The sequence below is a fragment of the Nostoc sp. genome (assembly GCF_036919815.1).
Lineage (GTDB): Bacteria > Cyanobacteriota > Cyanobacteriia > Cyanobacteriales > Nostocaceae > Nostoc.
Genome location: NZ_JBALCE010000031.1, coordinates 49,184 through 74,300, shown reverse-complemented (window position 1 = coordinate 74,300; position 25,117 = coordinate 49,184). Strand labels below are relative to the sequence as shown.

22 protein-coding genes are annotated in these 25,117 nt (G+C 41.1%); 7 read left to right on the top strand and 15 right to left on the bottom strand.

All coding sequences use genetic code 11. The features are described 5' to 3' along the window. The 7 genes from V7K15_RS09125 to V7K15_RS09095 form a co-directional block, all read right to left on the bottom strand. Entirely contained in the window at positions 1 to 588 is a 588-nt protein-coding gene (locus V7K15_RS09125) for a LemA family protein (RefSeq protein ID WP_334904993.1), read from the bottom strand. A 318-nt stretch (positions 589 to 906) separates the two neighbouring features. Continuing rightward, positions 907 to 1,158 carry a hypothetical protein gene (locus tag V7K15_RS09120; RefSeq protein ID WP_334904991.1) on the bottom strand — a complete coding sequence of 84 codons (252 nt, stop codon included), beginning with the start codon at positions 1,156 to 1,158 and terminating at the stop codon, positions 907 to 909. Between the two features lie 5 nt (positions 1,159 to 1,163). Further along, complete coding sequence (locus V7K15_RS09115; RefSeq protein WP_334904989.1) at positions 1,164 to 1,391, bottom strand: DNA-binding protein; 228 nt, start codon at positions 1,389 to 1,391, stop codon at positions 1,164 to 1,166. 21 nt (positions 1,392 to 1,412) lie between these two features. Continuing rightward, positions 1,413 to 1,814, bottom strand: a complete 402-nt coding sequence (locus V7K15_RS09110) for a type II toxin-antitoxin system VapC family toxin (RefSeq protein ID WP_334904987.1) — start codon at positions 1,812 to 1,814, stop codon at positions 1,413 to 1,415. After that, positions 1,811 to 2,170: a CopG family transcriptional regulator gene (locus V7K15_RS09105; RefSeq protein WP_334904985.1), complete on the bottom strand. Its 360-nt coding sequence runs from the start codon at positions 2,168 to 2,170 to the stop codon at positions 1,811 to 1,813. The genes V7K15_RS09110 and V7K15_RS09105 overlap by 4 nt, the downstream gene beginning before the upstream one ends. Positions 2,171 to 2,238: 68 nt before the next feature. Further along, positions 2,239 to 2,526, bottom strand: a complete 288-nt coding sequence (locus tag V7K15_RS09100) for a type II toxin-antitoxin system VapC family toxin (RefSeq protein WP_334904983.1) — start codon at positions 2,524 to 2,526, stop codon at positions 2,239 to 2,241. Further along, positions 2,513 to 2,773 (bottom strand): DUF2281 domain-containing protein, encoded by a 261-nt coding sequence (locus tag V7K15_RS09095; RefSeq protein WP_334904981.1) that lies wholly within the window; start codon positions 2,771 to 2,773, stop codon positions 2,513 to 2,515. Before V7K15_RS09095 ends, V7K15_RS09100 begins: the two co-directional genes overlap by 14 nt. A gap of 245 nt (positions 2,774 to 3,018) precedes the next feature. On the opposite strand from V7K15_RS09095, the gene V7K15_RS09090 reads away from it, so the two are divergent. Next, on the top strand, positions 3,019 to 3,228 hold the full coding sequence (locus V7K15_RS09090) for a DUF2281 domain-containing protein (RefSeq protein WP_334904979.1): 210 nt from the start codon (positions 3,019 to 3,021) through the stop codon (positions 3,226 to 3,228). Positions 3,229 to 3,261: 33 nt separating this feature from the next. On the opposite strand, the gene V7K15_RS09085 is transcribed toward V7K15_RS09090, so the two are convergent. Together V7K15_RS09085 and V7K15_RS09080 are read right to left on the bottom strand one after the other, a co-directional pair. Further along, positions 3,262 to 4,593 carry a GIY-YIG nuclease family protein gene (locus tag V7K15_RS09085; RefSeq protein ID WP_334904977.1) on the bottom strand — a complete coding sequence of 444 codons (1,332 nt, stop codon included), beginning with the start codon at positions 4,591 to 4,593 and terminating at the stop codon, positions 3,262 to 3,264. 770 nt (positions 4,594 to 5,363) lie between these two features. After that, positions 5,364 to 7,577: a phosphoketolase gene (locus tag V7K15_RS09080; RefSeq protein ID WP_334904975.1), complete on the bottom strand. Its 2,214-nt coding sequence runs from the start codon at positions 7,575 to 7,577 to the stop codon at positions 5,364 to 5,366. Between the two features lie 420 nt (positions 7,578 to 7,997). Between V7K15_RS09080 and V7K15_RS09075 the strand changes: the two genes are divergently transcribed. From V7K15_RS09075 to V7K15_RS09060, 4 genes are all read left to right on the top strand, one after another. Continuing rightward, on the top strand, positions 7,998 to 8,756 hold the full coding sequence (locus tag V7K15_RS09075) for an LmeA family phospholipid-binding protein (RefSeq protein WP_334904973.1): 759 nt from the start codon (positions 7,998 to 8,000) through the stop codon (positions 8,754 to 8,756). Between the two features lie 105 nt (positions 8,757 to 8,861). Then, complete coding sequence (gene crtO / locus V7K15_RS09070; protein WP_334904971.1) at positions 8,862 to 10,556, top strand: beta-carotene ketolase CrtO; 1,695 nt, start codon at positions 8,862 to 8,864, stop codon at positions 10,554 to 10,556. Positions 10,557 to 10,870: 314 nt separating this feature from the next. Then, positions 10,871 to 11,614 carry a tetratricopeptide repeat protein gene (locus V7K15_RS09065; RefSeq protein WP_334904969.1) on the top strand — a complete coding sequence of 248 codons (744 nt, stop codon included), beginning with the start codon at positions 10,871 to 10,873 and terminating at the stop codon, positions 11,612 to 11,614. 73 nt (positions 11,615 to 11,687) lie between these two features. Continuing rightward, entirely contained in the window at positions 11,688 to 12,560 is an 873-nt protein-coding gene (locus tag V7K15_RS09060) for an SDR family oxidoreductase (RefSeq protein WP_334904967.1), read from the top strand. Here V7K15_RS09060 and V7K15_RS09055 read toward each other — a convergent pair. The 6 genes from V7K15_RS09055 to V7K15_RS09030 all read right to left on the bottom strand — a co-directional run bounded on the left by V7K15_RS09055 (position 12,557) and on the right by V7K15_RS09030 (position 19,396). Next, entirely contained in the window at positions 12,557 to 12,808 is a 252-nt protein-coding gene (locus tag V7K15_RS09055; protein WP_334904966.1) for a hypothetical protein, read from the bottom strand. The genes V7K15_RS09060 and V7K15_RS09055 overlap by 4 nt on opposite strands. Positions 12,809 to 12,837: 29 nt before the next feature. After that, a complete protein-coding gene (locus V7K15_RS09050; protein WP_334904964.1) occupies positions 12,838 to 13,518 on the bottom strand; it encodes a hypothetical protein in 681 nt (226 codons plus the stop codon). Positions 13,519 to 13,920: 402 nt separating this feature from the next. Continuing rightward, on the bottom strand, positions 13,921 to 16,902 hold the full coding sequence (gene gcvP, locus V7K15_RS09045) for an aminomethyl-transferring glycine dehydrogenase (RefSeq protein WP_334904962.1): 2,982 nt from the start codon (positions 16,900 to 16,902) through the stop codon (positions 13,921 to 13,923). A gap of 222 nt (positions 16,903 to 17,124) precedes the next feature. After that, positions 17,125 to 17,514: a glycine cleavage system protein GcvH gene (gcvH, locus tag V7K15_RS09040; RefSeq protein ID WP_334904960.1), complete on the bottom strand. Its 390-nt coding sequence runs from the start codon at positions 17,512 to 17,514 to the stop codon at positions 17,125 to 17,127. Between the two features lie 898 nt (positions 17,515 to 18,412). Then, on the bottom strand, positions 18,413 to 19,075 hold the full coding sequence (locus V7K15_RS09035) for a (2Fe-2S) ferredoxin domain-containing protein (protein ID WP_334904958.1): 663 nt from the start codon (positions 19,073 to 19,075) through the stop codon (positions 18,413 to 18,415). 69 nt (positions 19,076 to 19,144) lie between these two features. Continuing rightward, complete coding sequence (locus tag V7K15_RS09030; protein WP_334904956.1) at positions 19,145 to 19,396, bottom strand: Asr1405/Asl0597 family protein; 252 nt, start codon at positions 19,394 to 19,396, stop codon at positions 19,145 to 19,147. A gap of 539 nt (positions 19,397 to 19,935) precedes the next feature. Here V7K15_RS09030 and V7K15_RS09025 point away from each other — a divergent pair. Both V7K15_RS09025 and carB read left to right on the top strand, forming a co-directional pair. After that, on the top strand, positions 19,936 to 20,490 hold the full coding sequence (locus V7K15_RS09025) for a Dps family protein (RefSeq protein ID WP_292766430.1): 555 nt from the start codon (positions 19,936 to 19,938) through the stop codon (positions 20,488 to 20,490). Positions 20,491 to 21,177: 687 nt separating this feature from the next. Next, entirely contained in the window at positions 21,178 to 24,444 is a 3,267-nt protein-coding gene (gene carB / locus V7K15_RS09020; RefSeq protein ID WP_334904955.1) for a carbamoyl-phosphate synthase large subunit, read from the top strand. Positions 24,445 to 25,117: the final 673 nt, after the last annotated feature.

The window sequence follows — 25,117 nt, the reverse complement described above, 5'->3', positions numbered from 1 at the left end:
CTAAAAAGACATGCGTGGAGCATTTCTTATTTCTGGAGTAGCTTCGGCGAGCAATTCTGCAATAGTAAAGTTAAAAGTATTTGCTACAAGGTTGCTGGGGAAAGATTCGCTCTTGGTGTTGTAAAGTGTCACCGCATCATTAAAAGCCTGACGTGCAAAAGCAATCCGGTTTTCGGTGGAAGATAATTCTTCCATGACCTGAGTCATGGCGCGATCGGCTTTCAATTCGGGATAAGATTCTGAAAGTACCATCAAGCGACTTAACGCACCTGTCAGCGCCCCTTCAGCATTGCCCAACTGTTGCATCGCTTGGGGATCTCCGGGATTTTGCGCGGCGCGACTGCTAGCATTAATTGCAGAATTCCGGGCGGTAATAACTGCTTCTAAGGTTTCCCGCTCATGTTTCATATACCCTTTAGCAGTTTCTACTAAGTTGGGAATTAAGTCATAGCGGCGCTGTAATTGAACATCGATTTGAGAGTAAGCATTTTTGTAACGATTGCGATACTTGACTAAATCGTTGTAGCCATTAATGATAATTACAGCCACAATGGCAACTAAAGCAACAGAAAATATTAAAAGCCCCATATTTTTAGATTATTTCCATCAGGTACTTAGTTGTTTGCAGATTTACCAATCACGGTAATCTTTATATCCAGCAAAATTTGTGTGGATATAAAGATCAGTCTACTTTCACCAAGCTGGCTTCGTCGTCTGTAAAATTAGTTACGCAATACCACTGAGCTAGATAAGTTGTAAGATTTTTTAAATAACCACAGATAACCCAGAGAGAAGAGAAATAATTTCCCACAATTCTAAATTGTTTTTGATGTGAACTCTATCATCTCTCTTTTCTCTGTGTACTCAGCGCCTCTGCGGTTGATTATAAATAGTAGCCAGAATAAGTTATCTATGAATCTGAGTAAATAGCGAATAACCACTGACAGCAAAAATGAAAAGAATGGCAGCAGGAAAAATTACTACATCTCTGACAATAAATAAAATCCAATCTTTTCTTAGTTCTTGTTTAAACTTGAGTTCTCGTAGCTTTCGCTCAAGTTCTGCGTCTTCTTCTGACTGCAAGTTTACAATTGACAGAATTAGTGGATTATCGCCTTTACTGGCAATTATTTTTGATAAATCTGTTATGTCTGTCATCCTATTTAGATACCAACAATTTCAGTTTCAAGATTTTGGTTATCATCTGTAATCCAGATATGTTTGCCTTTTTGCTTGGCATCTACTGCTACTTCTAGGAGTGCGATCGCTTTTAACAAAACCTCAGCATTATCTCCATTCAGATGTTGCGCCAGATTATTTAGTGTCTGATAAAGCTCTGGGGATAAATCTAAATTTATTTGAATACGTTGATTATTTACTTGTGTAGTCATTTCTGTTTTATCTAATATTTTTTAAGGTAAAATCCAGTTTTCCAACTGTAAATTAGAAATGCGGCTGTAGTGACGAGTATTGTTTGTGACTAAAGTGTAATTTTCTGAAACTGCAACACTAGCAATTAGTAAATCAAATTCAGCAATTGTTTGTCCTATTCTACGGAGTTCTGCCTTTAATTCACCATACTTTCTGAGAGCAGGATCAGTTAAAGGTAAAACGGGTAAGTTTTGAATAAAGTCTTCTGTACGAGTTAAATTTTCCAATACTCGTTGAGAATTATAAGCACCAAAATATAACTCAGCAACGGTGATACTGCAAATAAAAATTTGCTCCCATCCTATTTCTCTAACTTTAGTTCTGACTGAATTAATATCTTTAATCCAATAAATGCAAGTATCGGTATCAAGTAAATAAGTCATAGACTAATGTCATTGTTAGAAATACTACGGCTATCATAAATCTCTTTGACTATTTCCTCAGCAGTACGTTCATCTTCCCACGGGCCAAGCCTTTCCATAAATGTGTCTAATGGATGTGGTTTTGGCTGCTGCTCAGATGAGACAATTATTTCATTCACTATCAATTGGTTTGCTTCTGGAACTCCTAATTTTTTGGTTTCCTCTTTAGCTATAACCATAATTTGCATCAAGGTTATAGCCTGATGCAGAACATCACTTTTACTTGTGCCTATTTTTTTTGCTAGTTCGTCTAATATCTGATTAAGTTCAGGTGACAAATCTAAGTTTAAACGAACCATCTTTTGAGTGTTGGTCATGGTTCCATCCTTGTGTAATATCTTAAGTATATTATAGTTGGCTGAGACTGTAAGATTGACAAGATGATTTAAGAACTTGAACGGGTTATTTTGACTAGCGATCTCCTACAATTTCGAGGAGTATGGTGAGGTTCTAAATTAAAAATCGTAAATAATTCTTGTTGCAGACTATTTATAAAATTAATTTCAGCGTCAATTCCCTTGCGAATTAGTAAAAGATAACAGGTTTCTGTGACAACACACCATGTTGTAATTAAAGGTTCATTATATTGTTTTAAAGCTTGTTTTGCGCTTTCGTGGTAGGTATCTTTTTTATCAATAAGAGCTAACCAAAATCCTGTATCAACAATGATCATATTTAGTTATTAATGTATTAGATAAAACTTCTTTATAAGTTGTTGATAAATTTTCGTCAACAGAACAACAACCAATTAATCCAATTTCATCAAACTTTTCATAGAGACTTTTTTGCTGACTATGATTTTCTGATTTTGGTTGAGGATAACGCTTTTTGAGTAACTGAATAAAATCAATTAGTAGGATTTGAGCTTCTTCTGGTAAAGTATCAATATCTCTATATATTTCTTCAAATTTTATCAGCATGATTAACTTCTAAATTGAGGAAAGTTTTCGGCATGACCCTATTATAGACTACTTTTAAACCTGAGTGAGGTGACGCGATCGCGCGTGATAAATTAATCTAAACAATGGGATGTATACTTCCTAAATTTATCCTATTGAATGCCGAACGATTGAAGTCGTGGCGAAAAGCATACAGCCAAATAATGCTTTAAAGTTTAAAATATATATATTTATATATATTTAGTTTACGCGAGACGCTAGAAAAAATGAACATTGAAGAAATTATTATAGACAAGGTAAGAATATTACCTCGTGATAAGCAACAAGAGGTGTTAGATTTTGTAGAATTTTTACTTGCGAAAATGCAAAAGCAAGAGTTATCTGCTCAAGATAAAAATTCAGGAATTTCAGCTTTGACTCTGGCTCAAGAATACATTGGTTGTGTTGAAGCACCAAGTGATTTGTCTGCGGAATAAAAACCAAATGATTCCTGTAATGACTGTATTTGTTTAGCTGTTATTGGTTTGGATGAGTGAAGATAAAGAATTCGATTGAAGCCATGCAAATAATTTTATTCTTTCACTATCATCTGGCTTTGATTTGTAATCACCCTTTTTAATTTCTTCTAAAACATTGGTGTTATGAATGCCATACTTGTCTTTCATTAAGTCTTCAAACATAGCTAATGGAACTAATAAACTATCAACTTCTGCATCATCTTCACTAAATCTAATCGTTTCATATCTAAACCTATAGCCAGACCATCTAATAGTAGGAAGTCTATTTATTTCATCTTGTAAGCGTTTTATTGTAATATCATTCGGAACATCAGAATTTTTCTTTTTATACATTATCCACAAGTAAAGATTGTGTCTAACAAAATACTTGCCATTTTCATTAGCACATACTTCTATTTCTACATCATTCACATAAACAAATGTACGAGTCATTACTCTAACTTCACCTTCAGACATGGCTTCTAATTCCTCCCAATATTCAACTTCAATAACACTTTTATCTTTCCTCTTTATCGGTTGATGTTTATCAACAAGCTCTATAGGAATAGGATCATCTTCTAAAGCACCTAAACCTGATATATTCTCCTCATTTTCCTGTGTATTTTCTAATCTTGCTTCTAGTTGCTCGCGGCTAAAAGCCATAAAATCTACTCCAGCTATAGTCCTACGAATTGAATTATGCATAAAGTGAACTAAGCCTTGAGCGGGAGATATATCTATTCGTAACCCGTTGTATTCAGTAGTCCAATACCCGAATTGACCTGAGCGCTTAGGCTGAGTTTGGTATTCTTTCCACTTCAGAAAACTAGCCTTTTTATTAAAATTTTTTAATGCAGTTCTAATACTGCCAGATACTCCTTTCATACCATAGACAGGATAAACCAAGTATATTGTTGGCAGTTCTTTATCTAATATTGGATCAAACCCAAATATCATAGTGTTCAACTTGGCTAGATGTTCAAGACTTTTCTGTAGTGCAGTTTCAGCAGGAGTGATTTTTATAATTGGTGCTACTACCTTAGACCAATTAAGTGGTGGCTTGTATAAATTAATGAACTCATTTTCTAGCTTGGAGAGAGTCTCTACATCACGGTTACAACTAATCCAACTAATATTGAGACTATTTTTTCTATTAAATCTTTTTAGCTGATTAAATCTATGATGGGCTTTCCATCGCTCAACTAAGTTGATAGTTCTACCTATATAAATAATTTGACCTTTACTGTCAGATACAAAGTAGATAGCTGCACAATTAGGAAGACGATGTTTGTCTAGTAAATAAACTGATGGTAATTCAGATAAATTGATATTTTCTAATAACATGGGATGACTATAAATAGAAGATATATAATTTGAACTTATTTTTTATGTAAACATTAAAATTTGTCTAATAAAAACCGCAAATACACCTAATAAAACGCCAATTTATCTGTGTTCATCTGCGTGCATCTGCGGTTAAAATTTCACACCTTAATCTTAATGCACTAAAACGATCGCACCTTTCCTCAACCCTCCACAGTGAATCCATTAAACGCCATGTTTTCCATAAAAATATCGCGTTTCATCCTGGCTTGTAAATTAAGTTTTGAACTCGTAAACTAGCTTTTGTAACTTGAAAAGTAGCTTTTGCGACTTGAAAAGCAGCTTTTGCGACTCGTAAATCAAGTTTTGAACTCGTAAACTAGCTTTCGCTACTTAAAAAGTAGCTTTTGTGACTTGAAAAGCAGCTTTTGCAACTTGAAAACCTGTTAATGTTAAGGAATTTCAGTAAATATAACCATATTTATTTTATAAACTAACGCGGTGTGCAACTTTATCTCAAACCTAACCCCCAGCCCCTTCCCTACGTTCGCGCAGCGTCTCGTTGGCGAAGCCTCTCGTAGAGAAGAGAGGGAAGGGGAGTAAGATTCAAAGCCTCTCTCCGCTTCGGGGAGAGGTTTGGAGAGGGGTTTTAAAAATAAGTCGCACATCGCGTTAAACTAATCTTAATGCCTTAGAAGTTCTGATAAAAAAACGCAAATATACGCATTGGAACGCAATCTTTCAGCGTTTGTATACGTATAAATGCGATTAAAGTTGAAACAATTTTACCTTTAATGGACTAAAGCGATCGCACGTTTCGTCAACGCTTCAGCAGTCAATCCATTAAACGCCATCAACTCTCCAGCACTGGCTGTAGTTTCCCCACGCTTCCAAGCGAAGGTGTCGCGCTTGGCTGTAGTCCGCAACAGAATCGGTTCTAGCATTCCCGCAGCACCACCTGTCACAGCAATTAGCGCATCGCCATCAAATAATTCGGCAAATTTGGCATCATCTAAGAAATCGCTATAGGGTTCTGAACAGGTATCCCATGCAGTATCATGAGGACGATACAATTGCCGAGGATTGATGATAGAAACTATCTTCGCCCCAATACCTTCAGTTTCCAAGAAAGCCGCAGCTTCAAATACTGGCATTAATGTCATATCACCAATTACAGCAAATACAACTTGTTTATCACCAGCAATTTCATGTAATAACACTGCACCATCGCGCAACCCTTGACGAGTTTGTTCTAAAGTTGTGCGAATTGGCAACGGCGATTTACTTGCAGTAATCACAATTCCCTTATTCTTACTTTTCAACGCCCAGTCATAACAGACTTGAATACTATTAGCATCAGGCGGAAATAATGGGAAAACATTTCCATTTCGCATCAACGAAGCAAAGTAAGCTTCAATTTCTGGACGTTGGTGAGTCCAACCGTTACGCCCTTGTTCTAATGCGCCTGCTGTGAATAAAGTAATAGTCGAGGGAGTTTTACGGCGTAATTCTGCCATTGATTGGGTTACAGTTTGCCAAATTGGTACTCCGTTGATGGCAAAAGATTCGTAGGAACACCACAAAGTTCTCGCACCCATTAACGCCAAACCCGCAGCTAAACCGGCACAAGCATCTTCACTCAATGGTTCATAAACTTGTCCATTTGGTGCTTGATAATATAAGTCATCGGTTGTAGGGTGGATAATCTTTAATGCTTGGTTGATGTTGGCAATTCCTGATGCTTCGTTACCATCGGCGTTGGTGACTAGGAAATTCTGATCTTTCTTTCCAACTATTCCTACTAATCGTCCCATCGCAGTTGTGGAAACTTTGGCTTCACCTCCAACTGCATATTCTTCTAAAGGTAATTCGCCTAATTCTGGTAATGAGAATTCAAATTCTGTCACCACAGTTTTTGCTGCTGGTCCACCGCCTGCGCGTTCTGCATTTGTGCGTACTAATTGCCAAGCTTCCGCAGACAAAGCACGGGTTTGCAATGCACTGATAATATGCGGTGCATCTAGCGTATCTTTAGGATACAAGTTGTGAGATTTTGCCCCCCGCGCGTGGACTCCTGCACCTTTAAGTTGTTTAATAATGAAGACGGTAAGTTTACCGCCCAATGCCGATCGCGCTGCTTTATCTACACCGGAAAGTACTGCTTGAGTAAATGCTAGCCGCTTCTCAAAGGAAAAGGCGGTGCTATCAACGTAATCCCCTGGTTGGTTTTGATCGTCAAAATCTTTGGCATCCACTAACACGACTTGATCAAAACCGTTACCTTGCCAATATGCTTGCATCTGTTCGTTGGTTTTCAGGGAAACCATACTGTGATGTTCTTGGCTGTAACCGTTCCATACTAGTATTGGTAAAAAGTTGGTGACAGCAGGATAAGCAGTATGGAAATGCGCGATCGCACTTACAATATAAGGTTCACCCAATCCACCATCACCAACTGTAAAGGGGAACAACTTATCTTTGTGTAACAGTGCAGCCGCCATTGCAAAGTGTTGCCCTTGTCCCAAAGGCCCCGCAGGTGCGAGAATACCGGGGATGAAACCAGAAAGGTGTCCTAGAAGTCCGTGCTTTTCTCGGAAGCGATCGCGCAATTGTTGAACTGTAAAAATTCCCATATCCTCTAGCGAACGATCCAAGAACATGGCACTATAAAATCCAGGGGCGTGGTGTCCGACTTCAGTGAGAATGTTCTTATATCCCAGCATGACAAGAGATGCGTAAGCCTCAGTTTGGCTGGCGAATCCGCCGGGATGTCCAGAAGCCTTACTACCGGTAACTTGTAAAGTCAGGTAGCGAAGGGCATCGGCAGCAAGTAAAGTTTGATATACTGCATTCGGATCTGTAGGAGATGCGATCGCTATTTTGCCTGACTCAATAGCAGGTGTCGCACCATAAGTTTCAAAATCTGGTAACGCTTCACCAAAATATTGAATACCTTTAGAAAAATCAGGAAGCGCTGAAGATGCCTTTGGGGAGATTGCAGTCATGCTGAGTACCTTATAACGATGAGGTGAAACTGTAGATGCTTGTTGAATTTAACAAAAATTTTACATCTTCGAGGTTGTAACAGTTTATTGCTTTTTTGCAACGTTAAAATAAGTAATTTAAATAGTCACCCAACCAAAATTTCAATTCGTTCAGACAAGCACTGTTTAATGCAATATAGTTCAGTTAAGCATTTCTTCCTTCTCTCTGTGTTCTCCGTGCCTCTGCGGTTAGTTAAAAAAATTGACTTTGTTTCTAGTATACTTTGTGACTTTCGCAAACATCCTCTAGCGATCGCAGTCCTATTTAGGAATTAACAATTACTTTAATCCTCAGAATTACATCTACCCTAATATAGATTCACTCTTCATAACTAGCCTTTACAGTAACTAATAAGAGAACATTTAGGAGATTACTAATTCATGCCTGATGAGCATCGTTTGGAGGAGAAATTTCTATCCCAAGAAGCTGAAAAAAGAATATCCGAAAAGCTAGATGAAATAGAACAAATAAAAATAGATGTAAAAACCGATCTATTGAAAATAGTTCAGGGACAAGCGGATGGAGTTTCGGTTACAGGGCAAGGATTAGTCATCCAAGAAGGCATTCGCGTACAGGAAATAAAACTGCAAACAGAAAGTATTGCTATCAATCCCTTCAGCGCTCTTTTTGGTCAAATAGAATTTAATCAGCCAGTAAATGCGATCGCTCGCATTATACTTACAGAAATAGATATTAACTGCGCCTTGGCATCAGATTTTGTTCGCAGCCAGATGCCAAACTTTGATTTGGATGTAGATGGCGAAATTGTGAGTTTTGAGCCGGAAGAAATTCAGGTATTTTTACCTGGTGATGGCAAAATAGAATGTCGGGGAAAGGTGCTGTTAAAAGAAATGGGAAATACTCGCCCTTTCGCTTACACTGCGCTGCTTCGTCCACGTACTCATTCACAACCCGCAATGCTGGAAAGTTTTCACTGCACTGAGGGAAACGGTATTTCTATAGAATGGGTTACAGCATTAATGCAGAAAGCCAAAGAACTGATGAACATCCCATATTTTCAATGGGAGGATATAGCTTTTTCGATTAAAGATATGCAGGTAGAAACAGGTAGTTTAATACTTATGGTAGAAACTCAACTGAAGCAAATACCGTCATCGTTAAGTGGACTATCTCTTTAGTAGTATTCACCCTAGTTAAAGATAATTTTTGTAACTAGGGAGTGATGTAAATTTATTAAAAATTTAATAAGCTTTTGAAAGTTACTTAATTTAAAAAGAACAACTATGCAAGAGTATGATATTGTACTGATCGGTGCTGGACACAATGGGCTAGTTTGTGCAGCTTATTTGCTGAAAGCTGGTTATAGCGTTCTGTTACTAGAAAAGCGTTCTGTTCCAGGTGGTGCAGCAACAACTGAAGAATGTTTACCCCAAGAAGCTCCGGGATTTAAATTTAACTTGTGTGCTATTGACCATGAATTTATTCATTTGGGGCCAGTTGTTGAAGAATTAGAACTAGAAAAATACGGCTTGCATTATCTGGAGTGCGATCCAGTTGTTTTCTGTCCTCATCCTGATGGCAAGTATTTCTTAGGACATAAGTCGGTGGAAAAGACTTGTGCAGAAATCGCCCGTTATAGTGAACGTGATGCCAAAAAATACGGGGAATTTGTAGACTTTTGGCAGAGGGCATTGGGTGCAATGATTCCGATGTTTAATGCACCGCCCAAGTCAATTATAGATATCCTTGGTAACTACGACATTACCAAACTGAAAGATTTATTTTCGGTTATTGGTTCTCCAAACAAAACGCTGGACTTTATTCGCACTATGTTAACCAGCGCCGAGGATTTACTTAACGAATGGTTTGATGAGGAATTTCTGAAAGCGCCACTAGCCAGACTATCATCAGAACTTGGTGCGCCACCATCACAAAAAACCCTTGCAATTGGGGCAATTATGATGGCAATGCGTCATAATCCTGGGATGGCCAGACCTCGCGGCGGAACTGGCGCACTTGTGCAAGCGTTGGTGAATTTAGTCACAAGTAAAGGTGGCGTTATTCTCACAGACCAGCACGTTGAAAAAGTTTTAATTGATGATGGGAAAGCTGTGGGTGTGCGGGTTGCTGGTGGTAAAGAATATCGCGCTAAACACGGGGTTATTTCTAATATTGATGCCAAGCGGTTATTTTTGCAAATGACTGATAAAAGCGATGTTGATGGAGCTGATCCTGACTTATGGGAAAGATTAGACCGCCGCATCGTTAACAACAACGAAACCATCCTCAAGATAGATTTGGCTTTAGACGAACCCCTACGTTTTCCACACCACGAGCACAAAGACGAATATCTCGTCGGTTCTATCTTGATTGCAGATTCCGTGGCTCATGTAGAACAGGCTCATAGTAAATGTACCTTGGGAGAAATTCCTGATGCTGACCCCTCAATGTATTTGGTGATGCCTAGTTATTTAGACCCCACATTAGCGCCCCCAGGTAAGCACACCTTATGGATTGAGTATTTTGCCCCTTATCAAATTGCCGGCGCAGAAGGCACTGGTTTAAAAGGTACTGGTTGGACAGATGAATTAAAAAACAAAGTTGCAGATAGGGTGATTGATAAGTTGGCAGACTATGCACCGAATGTCAAGAATGCAACTATCGCCCGTCGTGTAGAAAGTCCAGCAGAACTAGGAGAAAGATTAGGTGCATACAAAGGGAATTATTACCATGTTGACATGACCTTAGATCAGATGATATTTTTCCGTCCCTTGCCAGAAATAGCCAACTACAAAACGCCAATTGATAATCTATTTTTGACTGGTGCAGGGACTCATCCAGGTGGTTCGATTTCGGGAATGCCGGGACGCAATTGTGCCCGCGCATTTTTGCAAGCAAAACATCCTATTAGCCAAACTTTAAAGGATGCACGCGATTCGATTAAGTCAACTGTCGAGTCAGTATTTGGGATTAGTTAGGTTTTATCTAAAGAGGCAAAAGCGCGATCGCATCTTTTGCCTCTTTGTGTTTTTAGTTGAAGTACGGGCTACGCTTACGCTGCCTATATAGCAAGGCAAATTATTGTTTAAGTAAGCTTTAAGTAAAGCAATTGCTTTATATGTATTTAATATGATAATGTAACATACACTTGATTTAAAGCAGCTTTTATGCCTCGTCAATAAAGCTCTTTCTCAAAAAATAAGTAAATTAAGGGGTTAAAACTAGTGTATTTTGATAATACTCAAAAAACGCACAAATTTTAACATCATCTGATAAGTTTTGTAGGTACAGCATGGTTTTTCAGCGCTGCTTCGTTGCATCTGGCTTGATAGCTTTCTTCGCATTTGGCTGTAGTGGTGGGGAAAACTCATCGATAGCAAACACTACACAAGTTGTCCAAGAAACTAATGTAACCCAACTTTTGATCGAAGCGAAGGCTACGCAAAAAGCAGAAGATTTCTTTCATCAAGGCAATCATTTATTAGATGGACAACGCTACGAAGATGCCATAAAAGCTTATGATAAAGCGATCGCCATCAAAGTTGAGAATCCTGAAGCTTGGATTAACCGTGGCATCGCCTTAACATCGTTGCAACGCTACAAAGACGCGATCGCATCTTACGACAAAGCGATCGCCATCAAACCCGACAAATATGAAGCGTGGTATAATCGTGGCATCGCCTTAACATCGTTGCAACGCTACAAAGACGCGATCGCATCTTACGACAAAGCGATCGCCATTCAGCCCGACAAGTATGAAGCCTTAATTAACCAAGGCATTGCTCTAACAAAGCTGCACCGCTACCAAGATGCGATCGGATCTTATGATCGAGCGATCGCTATCAAGCAAGATTTGCACCAAGTATATTACAACAAAGCTTGCTCTTATGCTTTACAAAGCAATCTGGAATTAGCAATTGAGAACTTAGACAAAGCAATCCAGCTTGTTCCTGATAAATACAAGAAGTTAGCAAAAACTGACCCAGACTTTAGCAAAGTGCGTAGTGAAAAGCGCTTTCAGGAATTACTGCAATAGCATTTTGTCACCACCACTCAGTATACAATATAAAATTGCTGTAATTTTTTGATTGAGCGGTTTACAATTAGACATGAAAAAATTGTTAATCACCGGAGGAAGTGGTTTTTTAGGATGGCATCTTTGCCAGCTTGCAAAACAAGAATGGGAAGTTTATGGCACTTATTTTTCCCATCCTCTAGAGATTCCTGGCATCAAAATGCTAAAAGTGAACTTAACAGATTTTCAGGAATTGCAGCGCATATTTAGTAATGTTAAACCAACAGCAGTTATTCATACAGCTGCACATTCGCAACCAAATTTTTGTCAAACCCACCCCGAAGAATCGCACGCAATTAACGTCACAGCATCCTGTAATATAGCCGGACTATGTGCAGATAATTCTATTCCCTGTGCTTTTACCTCAACCGACTTAGTTTTTGATGGCTTAAATGCCCCCTATCGAGAAACAGACCCCGTGTGTCCTGTCAATCTTTACGGTGAGCAAAAAGCGATCGCAGAAGCAGGTATGCTAGAAAGATATCTGATGACCGCAGTGTGTCGAATGCCGTTGATGTTTGGTGCAGCAACACCCACAGCTAAAAGCTTTATTCAGCCATTTATTCAAACTTTACAAGCCGAAAAAGAATTAAGTTTATTTATAGATGAATTTCGCACACCAGTAAGTGGAACAACTGCCGCCAAAGGACTTTTATTAGCATTAGAAAAAGTTAACGGCATCATTCATTTAGGTGGCAAAGAGCGGATTTCGCGTTATGATTTTGGACAGCTATTAGTGGAAGTATTTCAACTTCCCGTCACTGGGCTTAAATCTTGCCGACAACAAGATGTGAAAATGGCAGCACCTAGACCAGCAGATGTTTCTTTGGATAGTTCCAAAGCATTTGCATTAGGGTATGAGCCGTTATCTTTAAAAGAAGAATTGCACAAATTAATCAATAGTTAATCATCAGGTTGTATTTGTTGTGTACCTAACCAATGACGGAAGCTGGAATGATAGAGACTATAATGGGTTTCTCCGTCAATTTGTTCTTGGTGTAAGAATTCAAGCCAACTTTCTAGAACTTCCTCAACTTCATATTCATCAGTATCAATGATTTGTGCAATCGCTTCTACTGAGATTGCTTTTTGCTGCTGAATTAAGACATTTAACACATCTGTGCTATGTTCCGTCCCTTGTTCAGGTGGAATCATTTGCTGTAAATGCTGCCGATAATATGCTTCTAAACTAGGCGATCGCTAGTAGGCAGTTTTTTGCTAACCTGTTCTAGTAAATCCGCTAAATTAGCTTTTTCAGCATTCTGCAACTGGTAACGCTTAATTAATTGTTTGCGAATACTGTCAAGAAATAGCTTCGCTCGATTGCGACCGTCTGAGCGAATATTAAAATAGCATGGTGATTTATTGTCCCAGACGTATTTAGCAGCAATGGTACTCTTGCCCATCCCTGCATCACCTATTACTGTAAAATAACCACTGCGATTTTTGTCGCAAAATTGCTTAAAAGCCTTAAAAACAAACTTACGACCGCAAAACGAGCGAATTTTTTCTCTAATTAACGACTTAAATTCTGCTGGATACTCGTCTAAATTCCATTCAGTGAAAGGCTCAAACTCTTTTGATTTACTTCTTTGAGCAACCTGAATAAATATTTCCCCAAATTCCTCCAACTGCGATCGCAGTTCAATTCTCAACAATCGGATATCATATTCTAAATCATTTCCCTTCAAAAACTTTTCTACTTCCTTGCAGAAACCCAAGGGATTATTTGCAGTATAAGCACTCCAAAAAGCATTTTTAATTTCTCTTTCTCGAAAAAGATTTAGGATGGCTTGATTGATAACTAGAGAAGCCGCAGGTTTAGCAATACTCTTAAGTGCATTAACTACAAGGTCAATACTCATTTTCGCTAGCAGTAGAGATAATTTTTACACCTGTAATATATCCTAACGACTGATGCCAAAATTAAGCAAATACGTATAGATATAATAGCGATACCTTTGGTAAGCTGCGCTAAAGCACCCTCTTAAACTCTTCCTCCGCGCCCTCTGCGGTTCGATTCTCACACTTATTGCCAAAGCGCATAGGTGTAGCTGTTAGTAGACATTACCTAGCCGTTTCGGTTTCCAAACCTCAACTTTGACCTTCTGAGGCTCGACGTTGACCTTCTGAAGCTCAACAATAAATATTTTTTATCTCACGCAGAAGCGCCCAGACCCAGAGAGAGAGTTTATTCTAAAAAAAATCCCCCCAACTTTCTGGAAACGAGAGTTGTGGGGAGCAAGTTTTAACTAAACTGTATGGTTTTATGACGAATAAGCATCCATTGGCAGACAAGAACAAACAAAATTCCTGTCGCCAAAGGCTGCATCAATGCGACCAACAGCCGGCCAAAATTTATACTCACGAGTCCAAGGCGCAGGATAAGCAGCTTGTTCACGAGAATAGGGATGATGCCATTCTCCGATGATGAGGCTTTCGGCAGTGTGGGGTGCGTTCTTCAAAACATTATCTTCACTATCCACCTTACCTGATTCTATTTCGGCGATTTCTTGGCGAATAGAAATCAACGCATTACAGAAACGATCTAACTCTTGCTTAGATTCACTTTCTGTAGGTTCCACCATGATTGTACCCCCTACAGGCCAGGAGACAGTTGGCGCATGAAAACCATAATCCATCAGACGCTTGGCAACATCATCGATTTCGATCGCAGCCGATTTTTTAAGCGATGGCGAAGCGCCTCGCAAGCTACGCAAATCTAAAATACATTCATGGGCAACTAGACCATTTTTCCCCTGATACAAAACCGGATAGTAGGATTCCAGTTTCTTGGCGATGTAGTTGGCGTTGAGAATCGCCACCTTAGTTGCTTGGGTTAAACCAGCTGCACCCATCATGGCGATGTACATCCAAGAAATCACCAAAATACTAGCACTACCCCAAGGTGCAGCTGCCACCGCACCAACACGTTGGGAATTAAAGATTTCTTCCCCACTATCTTGTACAGACGCGATTAATCGCGTCTCTCCCCACTCCCCACTCCCCACAACAGGATGTCCAGGCAAAAATGGCACCAAATGAGAGGCAACGCCAATCGGCCCCATACCAGGGCCACCGCCACCATGAGGAATACAGAAGGTTTTGTGCAGATTCAAGTGACAGACATCCGCGCCAATATCCCCAGGACGGCAAATTCCCACTTGGGCATTCATATTTGCCCCATCCATGTAAACTTGTCCACCGTGACTATGGACAACAGCGCAGATTTCCTGAATTGGCTCCTCAAAAACACCGTGAGTTGAGGGATATGTCACCATCAAGGCAGCGAGTTTATTGCTGTGTTTTTCTGCCTTACTCTTCAGGTCATCAACGTCAATATTACCTTGTAAGTCACAGGCAACTGCCACTACTTTCATCCCGCACATCACCGCACTTGCAGGGTTTGTACCGTGTGCAGAGGTGGGAATCAAACAGACATTGCGGTGTCCTTCACCCCGATTTTCGTGATACTGACGAATCACCAAAAGTCCCGCGTATTCGCCCTGAGAACCAGCATTTGGTTGCAGAGAAATTCCGGCAAACCCCGTAATTTCAGCTAACCATGCTTCAAGTTGCTCAAACAGGATTTGATAACCTTGCGTTTGCGATGCCGGGGCAAATGGATGAATCTTGCCAAATTCCTCCCAAGTTACCGGAATCATCTCAGCTGTCGCATTCAACTTCATTGTGCAAGAACCCAAGGGAATCATCGATGTAGTTAGCGACAAGTCCTTGCTTTCTAGTTTGTGCAGATAGCGCAACAACTCAGTTTCTGAATGATAGCGGTTAAATACAGGATGGGTGAGATATGTACTTGTACGGGAGAGATGGGTAAGAGAGGGAGAAGTTAATTCTTCGAGGGTAAAGGGTAAATCATCTGTACCAGCGAAAATCTGCCAGAGGTCGATTAAGTCTTCTGGTGTAGTTGTTTCATCTAGCGAAATACCAACAGCAGTTGCATCAAAAACCCGCAGATTAATTTGAAGTTGTTCGCTAGCTGCCAGAATATCTTCTAAATTGCGTCTTCCCAGTTCTACTCGTAGCGTATCAAAGAAATCTTTGTCACTGATGCTATAACCCAAACGCTTCAGTCCTTCTGCCAGTAAAACCGTCAAAGAGTGGATATTTTCGGCAATTTGCTTCAGTCCAGTCGGGCCATGATAGACGGCGTACATACTCGCCATTACCGCCAGTAGCACCTGTGCGGTACAGATATTACTAGTAGCTTTTTCGCGGCGGATGTGCTGTTCGCGGGTTTGTAAGGCGAGACGCAATGCAGGCTTACCTTGAGCATCTTTTGATACTCCCACAATTCGCCCTGGAACCAGCCGCTTATACTCTTCCTTCGTAGCAAAGTATGCCGCATGAGGTCCCCCAAACCCCAAGGGAATACCGAAGCGCTGGGTGCTACCGACAGCAATATCAGCGCCAAATTCCCCAGGAGGGGTTAGCAAAGTTAAACTTAAAGGGTCTGCTGCTACCGTCACCAATGCACCCTTAGCATGAGCTTTTTCTATAAAAGCGCGGTAGTCATAAATGGTGCCATCACTTGCAGGATATTGCAGAACAGCCCCAAAAATTGCTTGATCAAAATCAAACGTCTGATGATCGCCGATAATAATCTTAATCCCTAATGGTTTAGCCCGTGTTTGTAACACGTCGATAGTTTGGGGATGGCAATCACCAGAGACAAAATAGGCATTTGCCTGATTTTTACAAACACCATAGCTTAGGCTCATCGCTTCAGCTGCGGCTGTGGCTTCATCGAGTAACGAGGCATTGGCGATTTCCAAACCTGTTAAATCGATAATCAGGGTTTGGAAATTCAGCAGCGCTTCTAATCGCCCTTGGGCAATTTCTGGCTGATAAGGAGTATAGGCAGTATACCAACCGGGGTTTTCTAGGATATTGCGTCCAATCACAGGTGGGGTGATGCAGTCGTAATATCCCATACCAATGTATGAGCGGAAAACCTGATTTTTGCCAGCAACTTTTTTTAACGATGCCAGTGCTGCATACTCACTTTCTGCTTCTGGTAACTTTAGCGGTTGCTTCAGCCGAATTGCCCGTGGAACGGTTTGGTCAATTAGGGCATCCAGGCTGGGAAACCCCAAAATCTTAAGCATTTGCTGGATGTCATCGGAGTTAGGGCCAATGTGTCTTGGCGCAAAACTACTTAACTTTTGACTTCTTTCGTCCAGCACTTGCTGCTCATTAGACTTGAGAATGGGGGCGTTTAATACCACAAATTATTCTCCAGATGGTACTATTTCATATTTTGCAATAAATACTTATGAAATTTAGATGTAACTTTTCAGTTCATCTAAATTTCATGACTTATCTTCGAGTGGAGTGGAAGATGGGAGAGATCGGGGAAAAAATTTTACCTCGTCCCCCTTGTCCCCCTCCCTTGTCCCCACTCCCATTCGACTACGCTCACGGCAAGCCTACTCCCTACTCCCCATTGCCTACTCCCCTTCTACCAGGGCGCGATACTCATCTGCTGTCAAGGCATCCTCAACTTCGCCAGGATCATTGACGCGCACTTTCAAAAACCACCCTTCCCCGTAGGGGTCTTCTGATACTTCTTCAGGAGAATTAATTAAAGCTTCATTGCGTTCTATAACTGTACCTGTCACTGGTGAATTCAGTTCTTCAACGGCTTTCACTGATTCAATTGTGCCAAAGTTTTCTCCTCTGGAAAGAGCGTCGCCAATTTCTGGCAGTTCCAAAAAGACGATATCACCCAATTCATGTACGGCAAATTCAGTAATGCCAATGGTGGCAATTTCACCATCTAGTCGCACATATTCATGAGAATCCAGGTATCTGAAATCTTGAGGATATTCAAAAGACATATCACTTCCTCTCCCTTGTCAAAAAAATTATTACCCCAATAGTCATCCAAGCCATATCTGGTAAATGAACCTTACTGTAGCTTGAGTAACTTACAAATATTAGAGCAGAAAGCCCATGAGCATGTGACCGACTGAGGAGAACACATCTCCCCGGATTTCTCACAAGTGAAAAAAATCATGGGCGTGAACAAAAATTTACAGGCTTTAATTGACTTTACTTGTTCAAATTTGAACTGTTCCGGTATACAATCTGTTTTATTGGGGGTCATGCTTAAAACTGCTGGAATTCATGTGTAATAGCCATTTTGGTAGTTTTTGATCCCGATTCTTTTAGGCTTTGTGAGAAATCCGGGGAATGAGGGTTCAGGCTCAGACTCCGATGAGTGACTTACAAATATTAAAAATTTGTAGAGTCCATTACATTCTTAATGCATCATTCTAGATACTTTCGATGGGTTACGCTGCTGCTAACGCACCCTACCAAGCCAGCGATCGCTCAACTCAACTGCATTAAAATATAAAGCGATCGCTTTTACAACTGTGCCCTTCTCATGAGATGCTATAGGCGTAGGTGTAGCCCGCCGCAGGCATCGCTCAATGCAATTCTGTATAAATATAGCGGTTTTTACTTGCGTTAAATACCAGCGATGTCTAACGATCAGCCTCTCTGCTTCTACCTACTCACCAATCAACCATGTTCCCTTGATCTTTACAAATTATCGGAGCATCACGGTTAAAAGTTGCTCAATAGAAACCCTATTAACTCAAAAAACTGGCTTGAATTCAAGCCAGTTTTTTGAAGCTATTGCAATTTATAGCAATAGCTTAATGCCGAATATTAATGGAACACACTTGAGAAGATATTATTAAACTTTCTCATTAAAATGTCAAGATTCCACTACTTATTTCCGCAGAACTTGCCATTAAGTATCGCCATTTCCTTTAAATTCTCCGCCTGTGCTGACAAACTCTTGTCACCAAAATGCTGATTCATCAACGCGGGGATTTGTGAGGCTTGAATTCGGCTATGGCGGGTTTTATCTGGCATTACTAAGTTAGGCCCAGCTTTACAGTTTTTCATACAACCAGTGCCCTTGATTGTAACTTGGTCTTCTAAACCGCGATCGCTTAAAGCCGCTTCCAACGCCTGACAAACTGCTTTACCACCGCGTTTCATGCAATCAGACTTTTCACATACCAAAATCGTGGCTTTAGTTTTAGCTGGTTTTACCTTGACATTATCAATAGATGGGGGTTCTTGTACTGGAGTCGTGTGAACTCTCTCCATCTCAGAACGCGCCGCCATCACACGTTCAGCTTTCAGTGTAATTTTGTCTTTTTTTATATCGTATTCTTTATAACCAACAACTTGTAGCCAAGTACCTGGTGGTAAGCGCAAATCAAAAGCAGCCCGTAAATGTTTAGCTAGTTTAATGTAAGACTCACCCTCATGAGTCGCCAACAGTAAGCCTTTAAGTTTATAGCCATCTTTAATCACAAACTCTATAAACCTGCCCTCAAGGCAAAATTCTGATACTTCTGTAGTCTGGGATGCACTCATTTTTTTGACCTATTTTAACTAATACAAGCTATCAAGCGAGAGATTCTCAGCAGCAGCCACAGATTATAACTATTGGTAACGAGTATACCAGCAGCGCTCAAGAGTCCAAATCTGGTCTTGACGACAGGCTGTAAATCGCCGGTTCACACTCCAAAGTTGAATAGCTGTCAGAGGAGAGCCAATTTCAACTTTCAATGGCTGGTTAGCCGCACAACTACAGGAAATGTCTAACTCCTTTAGGCGATGATACACTTGCCAGCGATCTGCCCAATTCACCTCTACAAGGTGCTTTATTTCTATTTCTGAACTAGATGATTTCAAGAAAATTGCCCTCAAAGTGCAACAAACTTGCAGTAACTATTAAGATTTAACTCCCTGCTTTTTGAAAGTCTTAGGAGTTTAGCCTCTGGACACTAGCATACCTTAAGTGCAAATAATTATCATTAATTTTGGAAAAAATAAAATTTTTGCAGCGATCGCATCCGGAAGAAATCAATTCAAAATTGTACCCTTACAGGGAAGCAAGCTACGCGCAGCCTCTGGTAGAGAAGAAAAAGACTAGGCCAGATGTAGCTTTAACTGACCGCAGGGTGGCAGATAAGGAGAAATTCTACCCTGTCTTCCCCATCTCCCTACTCCCTTGGAAAGTATGCATATTTAAGTCTATATGTCAATAATAATGATAGATATATGCAACTTGATGAGCGTACCATCATCCAGAAAACAATAAAGTTGAGACTTTTAGTAGGCAAGAATACAAAATGTTGTGATGGCGAATCGGCTTGATATTCATTATTAAAATGTTAATATGTAAAGAATAAGCAGTTAAAATCTATAACTGCTAAAAAGCGAGGAAAACAATGTCTGAAACGCAAACTTTGTTAAGGAATTTTGGTCATGTATATGACAATCCCGTATTACTGGATCACAGCGTAACTGCTCCAGTTACAGAAGGATTCAACGTTGTATTAGCTAGTTTCCAGGCACTATACTTGCAGTACCAAAAGCATCATTTTGTAGTTGAAGGCTCAGAATTTTACTCTCTGCATGAGTTTTTTAACGAAAGCTACGACCAAGTACAAGACCACGTTCATGAAATTGGAGAACGCTTGGATGGATTAGGTGGTGTGCCAGTAGCGACTTTCAGCAAATTAGCAGAATTAACCTGTTTTGAGCAAGAATCTGAAGGGGTATATTCCTCTCGCCAAATGGTAGAAAATGACCTAGCCGCAGAACAAGCCATTATTGGCGTAATTCGCCGCCAAGCTGCTCAGGCAGAGAGTTTAGGCGATCGGGGTACGCGCTATCTGTACGAAAAGATTTTGTTAAAAACTGAGGAACGTGCTTATCATTTGTCTCATTTTCTCGCCAAAGACAGCTTAACATTAGCGTTTGTCCAAGCTGCTCAAAGCTAAAACTCTCATCATCTAGATTTGTCTATTTAGACTGAAACAAAAAGTTGGCAGCACTAGCTCTTAAAATATTATAAAAATGGCAGAGAATGGCATCACTATTTCTCTGCCATTTTTAATTTAAGTAAACATATACACATAATATTTAACATTGAAAATTAGGACTTACGCACGAGTTACGGAATAACGTAGACGCTTCTCTACGAGACGCTACGCGAACGGCTTGCCGCAGGCTACCGCAGAGGCGCAGAGAAGCCAGTGCGTTGGGCGGGTTCCCCGACTTGTAGTAACTGGCGTGACACGCAGAAATCAGAGTTTCAGAGATATTTTGCGTAATTACTAAAAATATTTAGCAATTAGCTAGTTAAGATAGATTTTTATCTAATAAATTTATTTGTGCTGAATAATCAGATAGATATATGCCAAAATAAATCACCATCTGTTGCAAGCTATCATCACATTAAAAAATAAAAATTCGCAAAAGCTTAATAAATTTAAGCATCACAATTAAATAAAATTAGAAATACAAAATAATTATTGGGCATTGGGCATTGGGCATGGTTATTCTCCTTGTCCCCCCACTCCCCTTTATAATCAAACTTAGAAAATCTTAATAATAAAAAGCACGACAGGGGGTAAAGACCCTTAAAATAATCAGGATTTGTATTCTCGTACTCCAACATAACTACTATGCCCCGCCGTGACGACCTTCGGAAGATTTTACTGTTAGGCTCTGGTCCAATTGTGATCGGACAAGCCTGTGAGTTTGACTACTCTGGCACTCAAGCCTGCAAAGCGCTGCGAGAAGAAGGCTATGAGGTGGTTTTGGTCAACTCCAACCCTGCAACGATTATGACCGATCCGGAAACGGCCGATCGCACTTATATTGAGCCGTTGACACCGGAATTGGTCGAAAAAGTCATTGAGAAAGAACGCCCTGATGCTCTACTACCGACGATGGGAGGACAAACCGCCCTTAACCTCGCCGTTGCTTTAGCCAAAAATGGGGTGTTGGAAAAGTACGGCGTTGAGTTAATCGGCGCTAAACTACCAGCGATCGAAAAAGCCGAAGATCGAAAACTTTTCGGTCAGGCAATGGCAAAAATCGGGGTAGCTGTGTGTCCCAGCGACACAGCCGAATCTTTGGAAGAAGCCAAAGCTGTTGCCCGTCAAATTGGTACTTATCCCCTAATTATTCGTCCAGCTTTCACAATGGGAGGAAGTGGCGGCGGTATTGCCTATAACAAAGAAGAATTTGAAGAAATGGCACAGGTAGGTATAGATGCTAGCCCCGTTTCGCAAATTCTCATTGACCAGTCTTTACTGGGCTGGAAAGAATATGAACTCGAAGTGATGCGTGACTTGGCAGATAACGTGGTGATTATCTGCTCCATCGAAAACCTTGACCCTATGGGCATCCACACCGGCGACTCGATTACCGTCGCTCCCGCGCAAACCCTCACTGATAAAGAGTATCAAAGGCTGCGGGATATGGCAATCAAAATCATCCGCGAGATTGGTGTAGAAACTGGCGGTTCTAATATCCAGTTTGCCGTCAATCCGGTTAATGGTGATGTAGTTGTAATTGAGATGAACCCCCGCGTTTCCCGCAGTTCAGCTTTATCTTCCAAAGCCACGGGTTTTCCGATCGCTAAAATTGCCGCAAAATTGGCTGTAGGCTACACCCTAGATGAAATTCAAAATGACATCACTAAGAAAACTCCTGCGTCCTTTGAGCCGACAATTGACTATGTGGTGACAAAAATCCCCCGCTTTGCCTTTGAAAAGTTCCCTGGTTCAGAACCAGTGCTGACAACCCAAATGAAGTCAGTCGGGGAAGCAATGGCAATTGGGCGGACGTTCAACGAATCCTTCCAAAAGGCGCTGCGATCGCTCGAAACCGGACGCGCTGGTTGGGGTTGCGACAAAGCTGAGAAATTACCCAGTGGTGAACAAATTCGCGCCCAACTGCGGACACCTAACCCCGATCGCATTTTCGCCGTGCGTCATGCCTTGCAGCAAGGGATGACTATTGAGGAAATCTACGAACTTACTGGTATTGACCGATGGTTCTTGGATAAATTGCAACAACTGCTAGATGTCGAAAAATTCCTGAAGCGGACACCTTTACAGCAATTGACAAAAGAGCAACTTTATGAAGTGAAGCGGGACGGATATAGCGATCGCCAGATTGCCTATGCCACCAAAACCACCGAAGATGAAGTTCGCGCTTACCGCAAGTCACTAGGGATTATCCCAGTTTATAAAACTGTGGATACCTGCGCTGCGGAGTTTGAAGCGTTTACTCCCTACTACTATTCTACCTACGAAGAAGAAACAGAGGTAATGCCCGCAACCAAGCCAAAAGTATTGATTTTGGGTGGTGGCCCCAACCGCATTGGGCAGGGAATTGAGTTTGATTATTGTTGTTGTCACGCCGCCTATGCCTTGAAGGGAGCAGGGTATGAGACAATTATGGTCAATTCCAACCCAGAGACAGTTTCAACAGATTATGATACCAGCGATCGCCTTTACTTTGAGCCTTTAACAAAAGAAGATGTCCTTAACATCATCGAAACTGAAAATCCAGTCGGCGTAATAATCCAATTTGGCGGACAAACACCGCTAAAGTTGGCTCTCCCATTACAAGAGTTTCTTAACAATGACACTTCAGGACTGCTCACTAAAATTTGGGGTACATCGCCAGATTCCATCGACATGGCAGAAAACCGGGAGCGGTTTGAAAAGATTCTCCAACAGTTGAATATTGCCCAACCGCCCAATGGTATCGCTCGGACTTATGAAGATGCGCTGATTGTGGCCAAACGCATTGGCTATCCAGTGGTGGTGCGTCCCAGCTATGTGTTGGGGGGACGGGCGATGGAAATCGTTTATTCCGATGCTGAGTTGGAACGTTACATGACGTTTGCGGTGCTAGTGGAACCAGAACATCCGATTTTGATTGATAAGTTTTTAGAAAATGCGATTGAAGTTGATGTAGATGCGATCGCTGATCATACAGGACGGGTGGTAATTGGTGGCATCATGGAACACATCGAGCAAGCCGGGATTCACTCAGGAGATTCCGCTTGTTCCTTACCTTCCATTTCCCTATCACCAGCAGTTCTCAATCAAATTCGCACTTGGACAGTGCAGCTAGCACAAGCGCTGTCAGTCGTGGGATTGATGAATATTCAATTTGCCGTTGTCGGCGCAAGCAGCTATTCTCCCCAAGTTTACATTTTGGAAGCCAACCCCCGCGCCTCCCGCACAGTGCCATTTGTTTCTAAAGCAACGGGCGTACAGTTGGCAAAACTAGCATCCTTAATTATGTCAGGCAAAACCTTAGAGGAGCTACACTTCACCGAAGAAGTTATCCCCACACATATTGCCGTCAAAGAAGCAGTATTACCCTTTAATAAATTTCCTGGAACTGATACGATATTAGGCCCAGAGATGCGATCCACTGGTGAGGTGATGGGGATTGACAGCGACTTTGGCCGGGCCTTTGCCAAAGCGGAATTGGGTGCTGGAGAGCGTTTACCGTTAACGGGAACCGTATTTGTATCAATGAGCGATCGCGATAAAGCTGCTGCCGGTGGTGTGGTGAAGGAATTTATCGATTTGGGCTTTAAAGTGATGGCTACCCTTGGTACACGCCGAGTTCTTCTGGAACAGGGGTTAAATATTGAGTTGGTACTGAAACTCCATGAAGGTCGTCCCCACGTCTTAGATGCAATCAAAAACCAGAAAATCCAACTTATTATCAATACACCTTCAGGGGAAGAAGCCCAGACTGATTCTAGATTAATCCGCCGCACAGCTTTAGCTTACAAAATTCCGATCATTACTACCATCGCCGGCGCAAAAGCTACCGTCGCCGCCATCCGTTCCTTACAAACTACGACTTTGGACGTAAAAACTATCCAAGATTACTGCGCGATCGTCAGGGAGTAGGCTTGCCGTGAGCGTAGCCGAATGGGAGTGGGGAGTGGGGGAGATGTATGTAGCTTTAGCTTTCCTACGGAACGCTACGCGAACCCGCAGGGTGGGAGATCAGGGAGACAAAAAGCATTGGTGTCAACTTCAGCCAAAACCCTTTAAAACCTCGTTTCCAGCCTCTGGCTGGAAATGCAGCTCATTACGGCTCTGCCGCAAGTCTTGAGGCGGCAGCCCCCCATTAGGCATTAAGAGTCAGAGACTTCTTTTCGAGACAATTTCTAAAAGCTTGCTCTAGACGAGCTTTCACCTTAAGTTGACGCTAATGGGCAAAGAGAATAACCTATGCCCAAGAAAAAGTTAAACAATTGTTATAAGAGAATGACTATAGTTCTCATTAAGATATCTTGACAAATATGAGGAAGCTTACTTTGAGCCAGATAATTTCTTAAATTGACTTCTAGTCAGCCTTGAGAAAAAGGTTGACATTGCATGAACTGGAACAGCCAGGAAATTTAATGTCGCCATCTAGCCAAAACATTCTCATAAATGTTACAATTGTTAATAAGGTTCCAATAGAAAAATGTTTAAGAAGCTACCTTTTATCTAACTGTAGATACTTGTGGAAAGTAGGAAATAACTGTAATTTTTAGCAGTTAGTAGCCCAAATTTGATTATTATGAGCAGCCGA

Coding starts and splice junctions, on each gene's coding strand:
- V7K15_RS09125 (WP_334904993.1), bottom strand. CDS start 588: ATGGGGCTTTTAATATTTTCTGTTGCTTTAGTTGCCATTGTGGCTGTA.
- V7K15_RS09120 (WP_334904991.1), bottom strand. CDS start 1,158: ATGACAGACATAACAGATTTATCAAAAATAATTGCCAGTAAAGGCGAT.
- V7K15_RS09115 (WP_334904989.1), bottom strand. CDS start 1,391: ATGACTACACAAGTAAATAATCAACGTATTCAAATAAATTTAGATTTA.
- V7K15_RS09110 (WP_334904987.1), bottom strand. CDS start 1,814: ATGACTTATTTACTTGATACCGATACTTGCATTTATTGGATTAAAGAT.
- V7K15_RS09105 (WP_334904985.1), bottom strand. CDS start 2,170: ATGACCAACACTCAAAAGATGGTTCGTTTAAACTTAGATTTGTCACCT.
- V7K15_RS09100 (WP_334904983.1), bottom strand. CDS start 2,526: ATGATCATTGTTGATACAGGATTTTGGTTAGCTCTTATTGATAAAAAA.
- V7K15_RS09095 (WP_334904981.1), bottom strand. CDS start 2,773: ATGCTGATAAAATTTGAAGAAATATATAGAGATATTGATACTTTACCA.
- V7K15_RS09090 (WP_334904979.1), top strand. CDS start 3,019: ATGAACATTGAAGAAATTATTATAGACAAGGTAAGAATATTACCTCGT.
- V7K15_RS09085 (WP_334904977.1), bottom strand. CDS start 4,593: ATGTTATTAGAAAATATCAATTTATCTGAATTACCATCAGTTTATTTA.
- V7K15_RS09080 (WP_334904975.1), bottom strand. CDS start 7,577: ATGACTGCAATCTCCCCAAAGGCATCTTCAGCGCTTCCTGATTTTTCT.
- V7K15_RS09075 (WP_334904973.1), top strand. CDS start 7,998: ATGCCTGATGAGCATCGTTTGGAGGAGAAATTTCTATCCCAAGAAGCT.
- crtO (WP_334904971.1), top strand. CDS start 8,862: ATGCAAGAGTATGATATTGTACTGATCGGTGCTGGACACAATGGGCTA.
- V7K15_RS09065 (WP_334904969.1), top strand. CDS start 10,871: ATGGTTTTTCAGCGCTGCTTCGTTGCATCTGGCTTGATAGCTTTCTTC.
- V7K15_RS09060 (WP_334904967.1), top strand. CDS start 11,688: ATGAAAAAATTGTTAATCACCGGAGGAAGTGGTTTTTTAGGATGGCAT.
- V7K15_RS09055 (WP_334904966.1), bottom strand. CDS start 12,808: ATGATTCCACCTGAACAAGGGACGGAACATAGCACAGATGTGTTAAAT.
- V7K15_RS09050 (WP_334904964.1), bottom strand. CDS start 13,518: ATGAGTATTGACCTTGTAGTTAATGCACTTAAGAGTATTGCTAAACCT.
- gcvH (WP_334904960.1), bottom strand. CDS start 17,514: ATGTCTTTTGAATATCCTCAAGATTTCAGATACCTGGATTCTCATGAA.
- V7K15_RS09035 (WP_334904958.1), bottom strand. CDS start 19,075: ATGAGTGCATCCCAGACTACAGAAGTATCAGAATTTTGCCTTGAGGGC.
- V7K15_RS09025 (WP_292766430.1), top strand. CDS start 19,936: ATGTCTGAAACGCAAACTTTGTTAAGGAATTTTGGTCATGTATATGAC.
- carB (WP_334904955.1), top strand. CDS start 21,178: ATGCCCCGCCGTGACGACCTTCGGAAGATTTTACTGTTAGGCTCTGGT.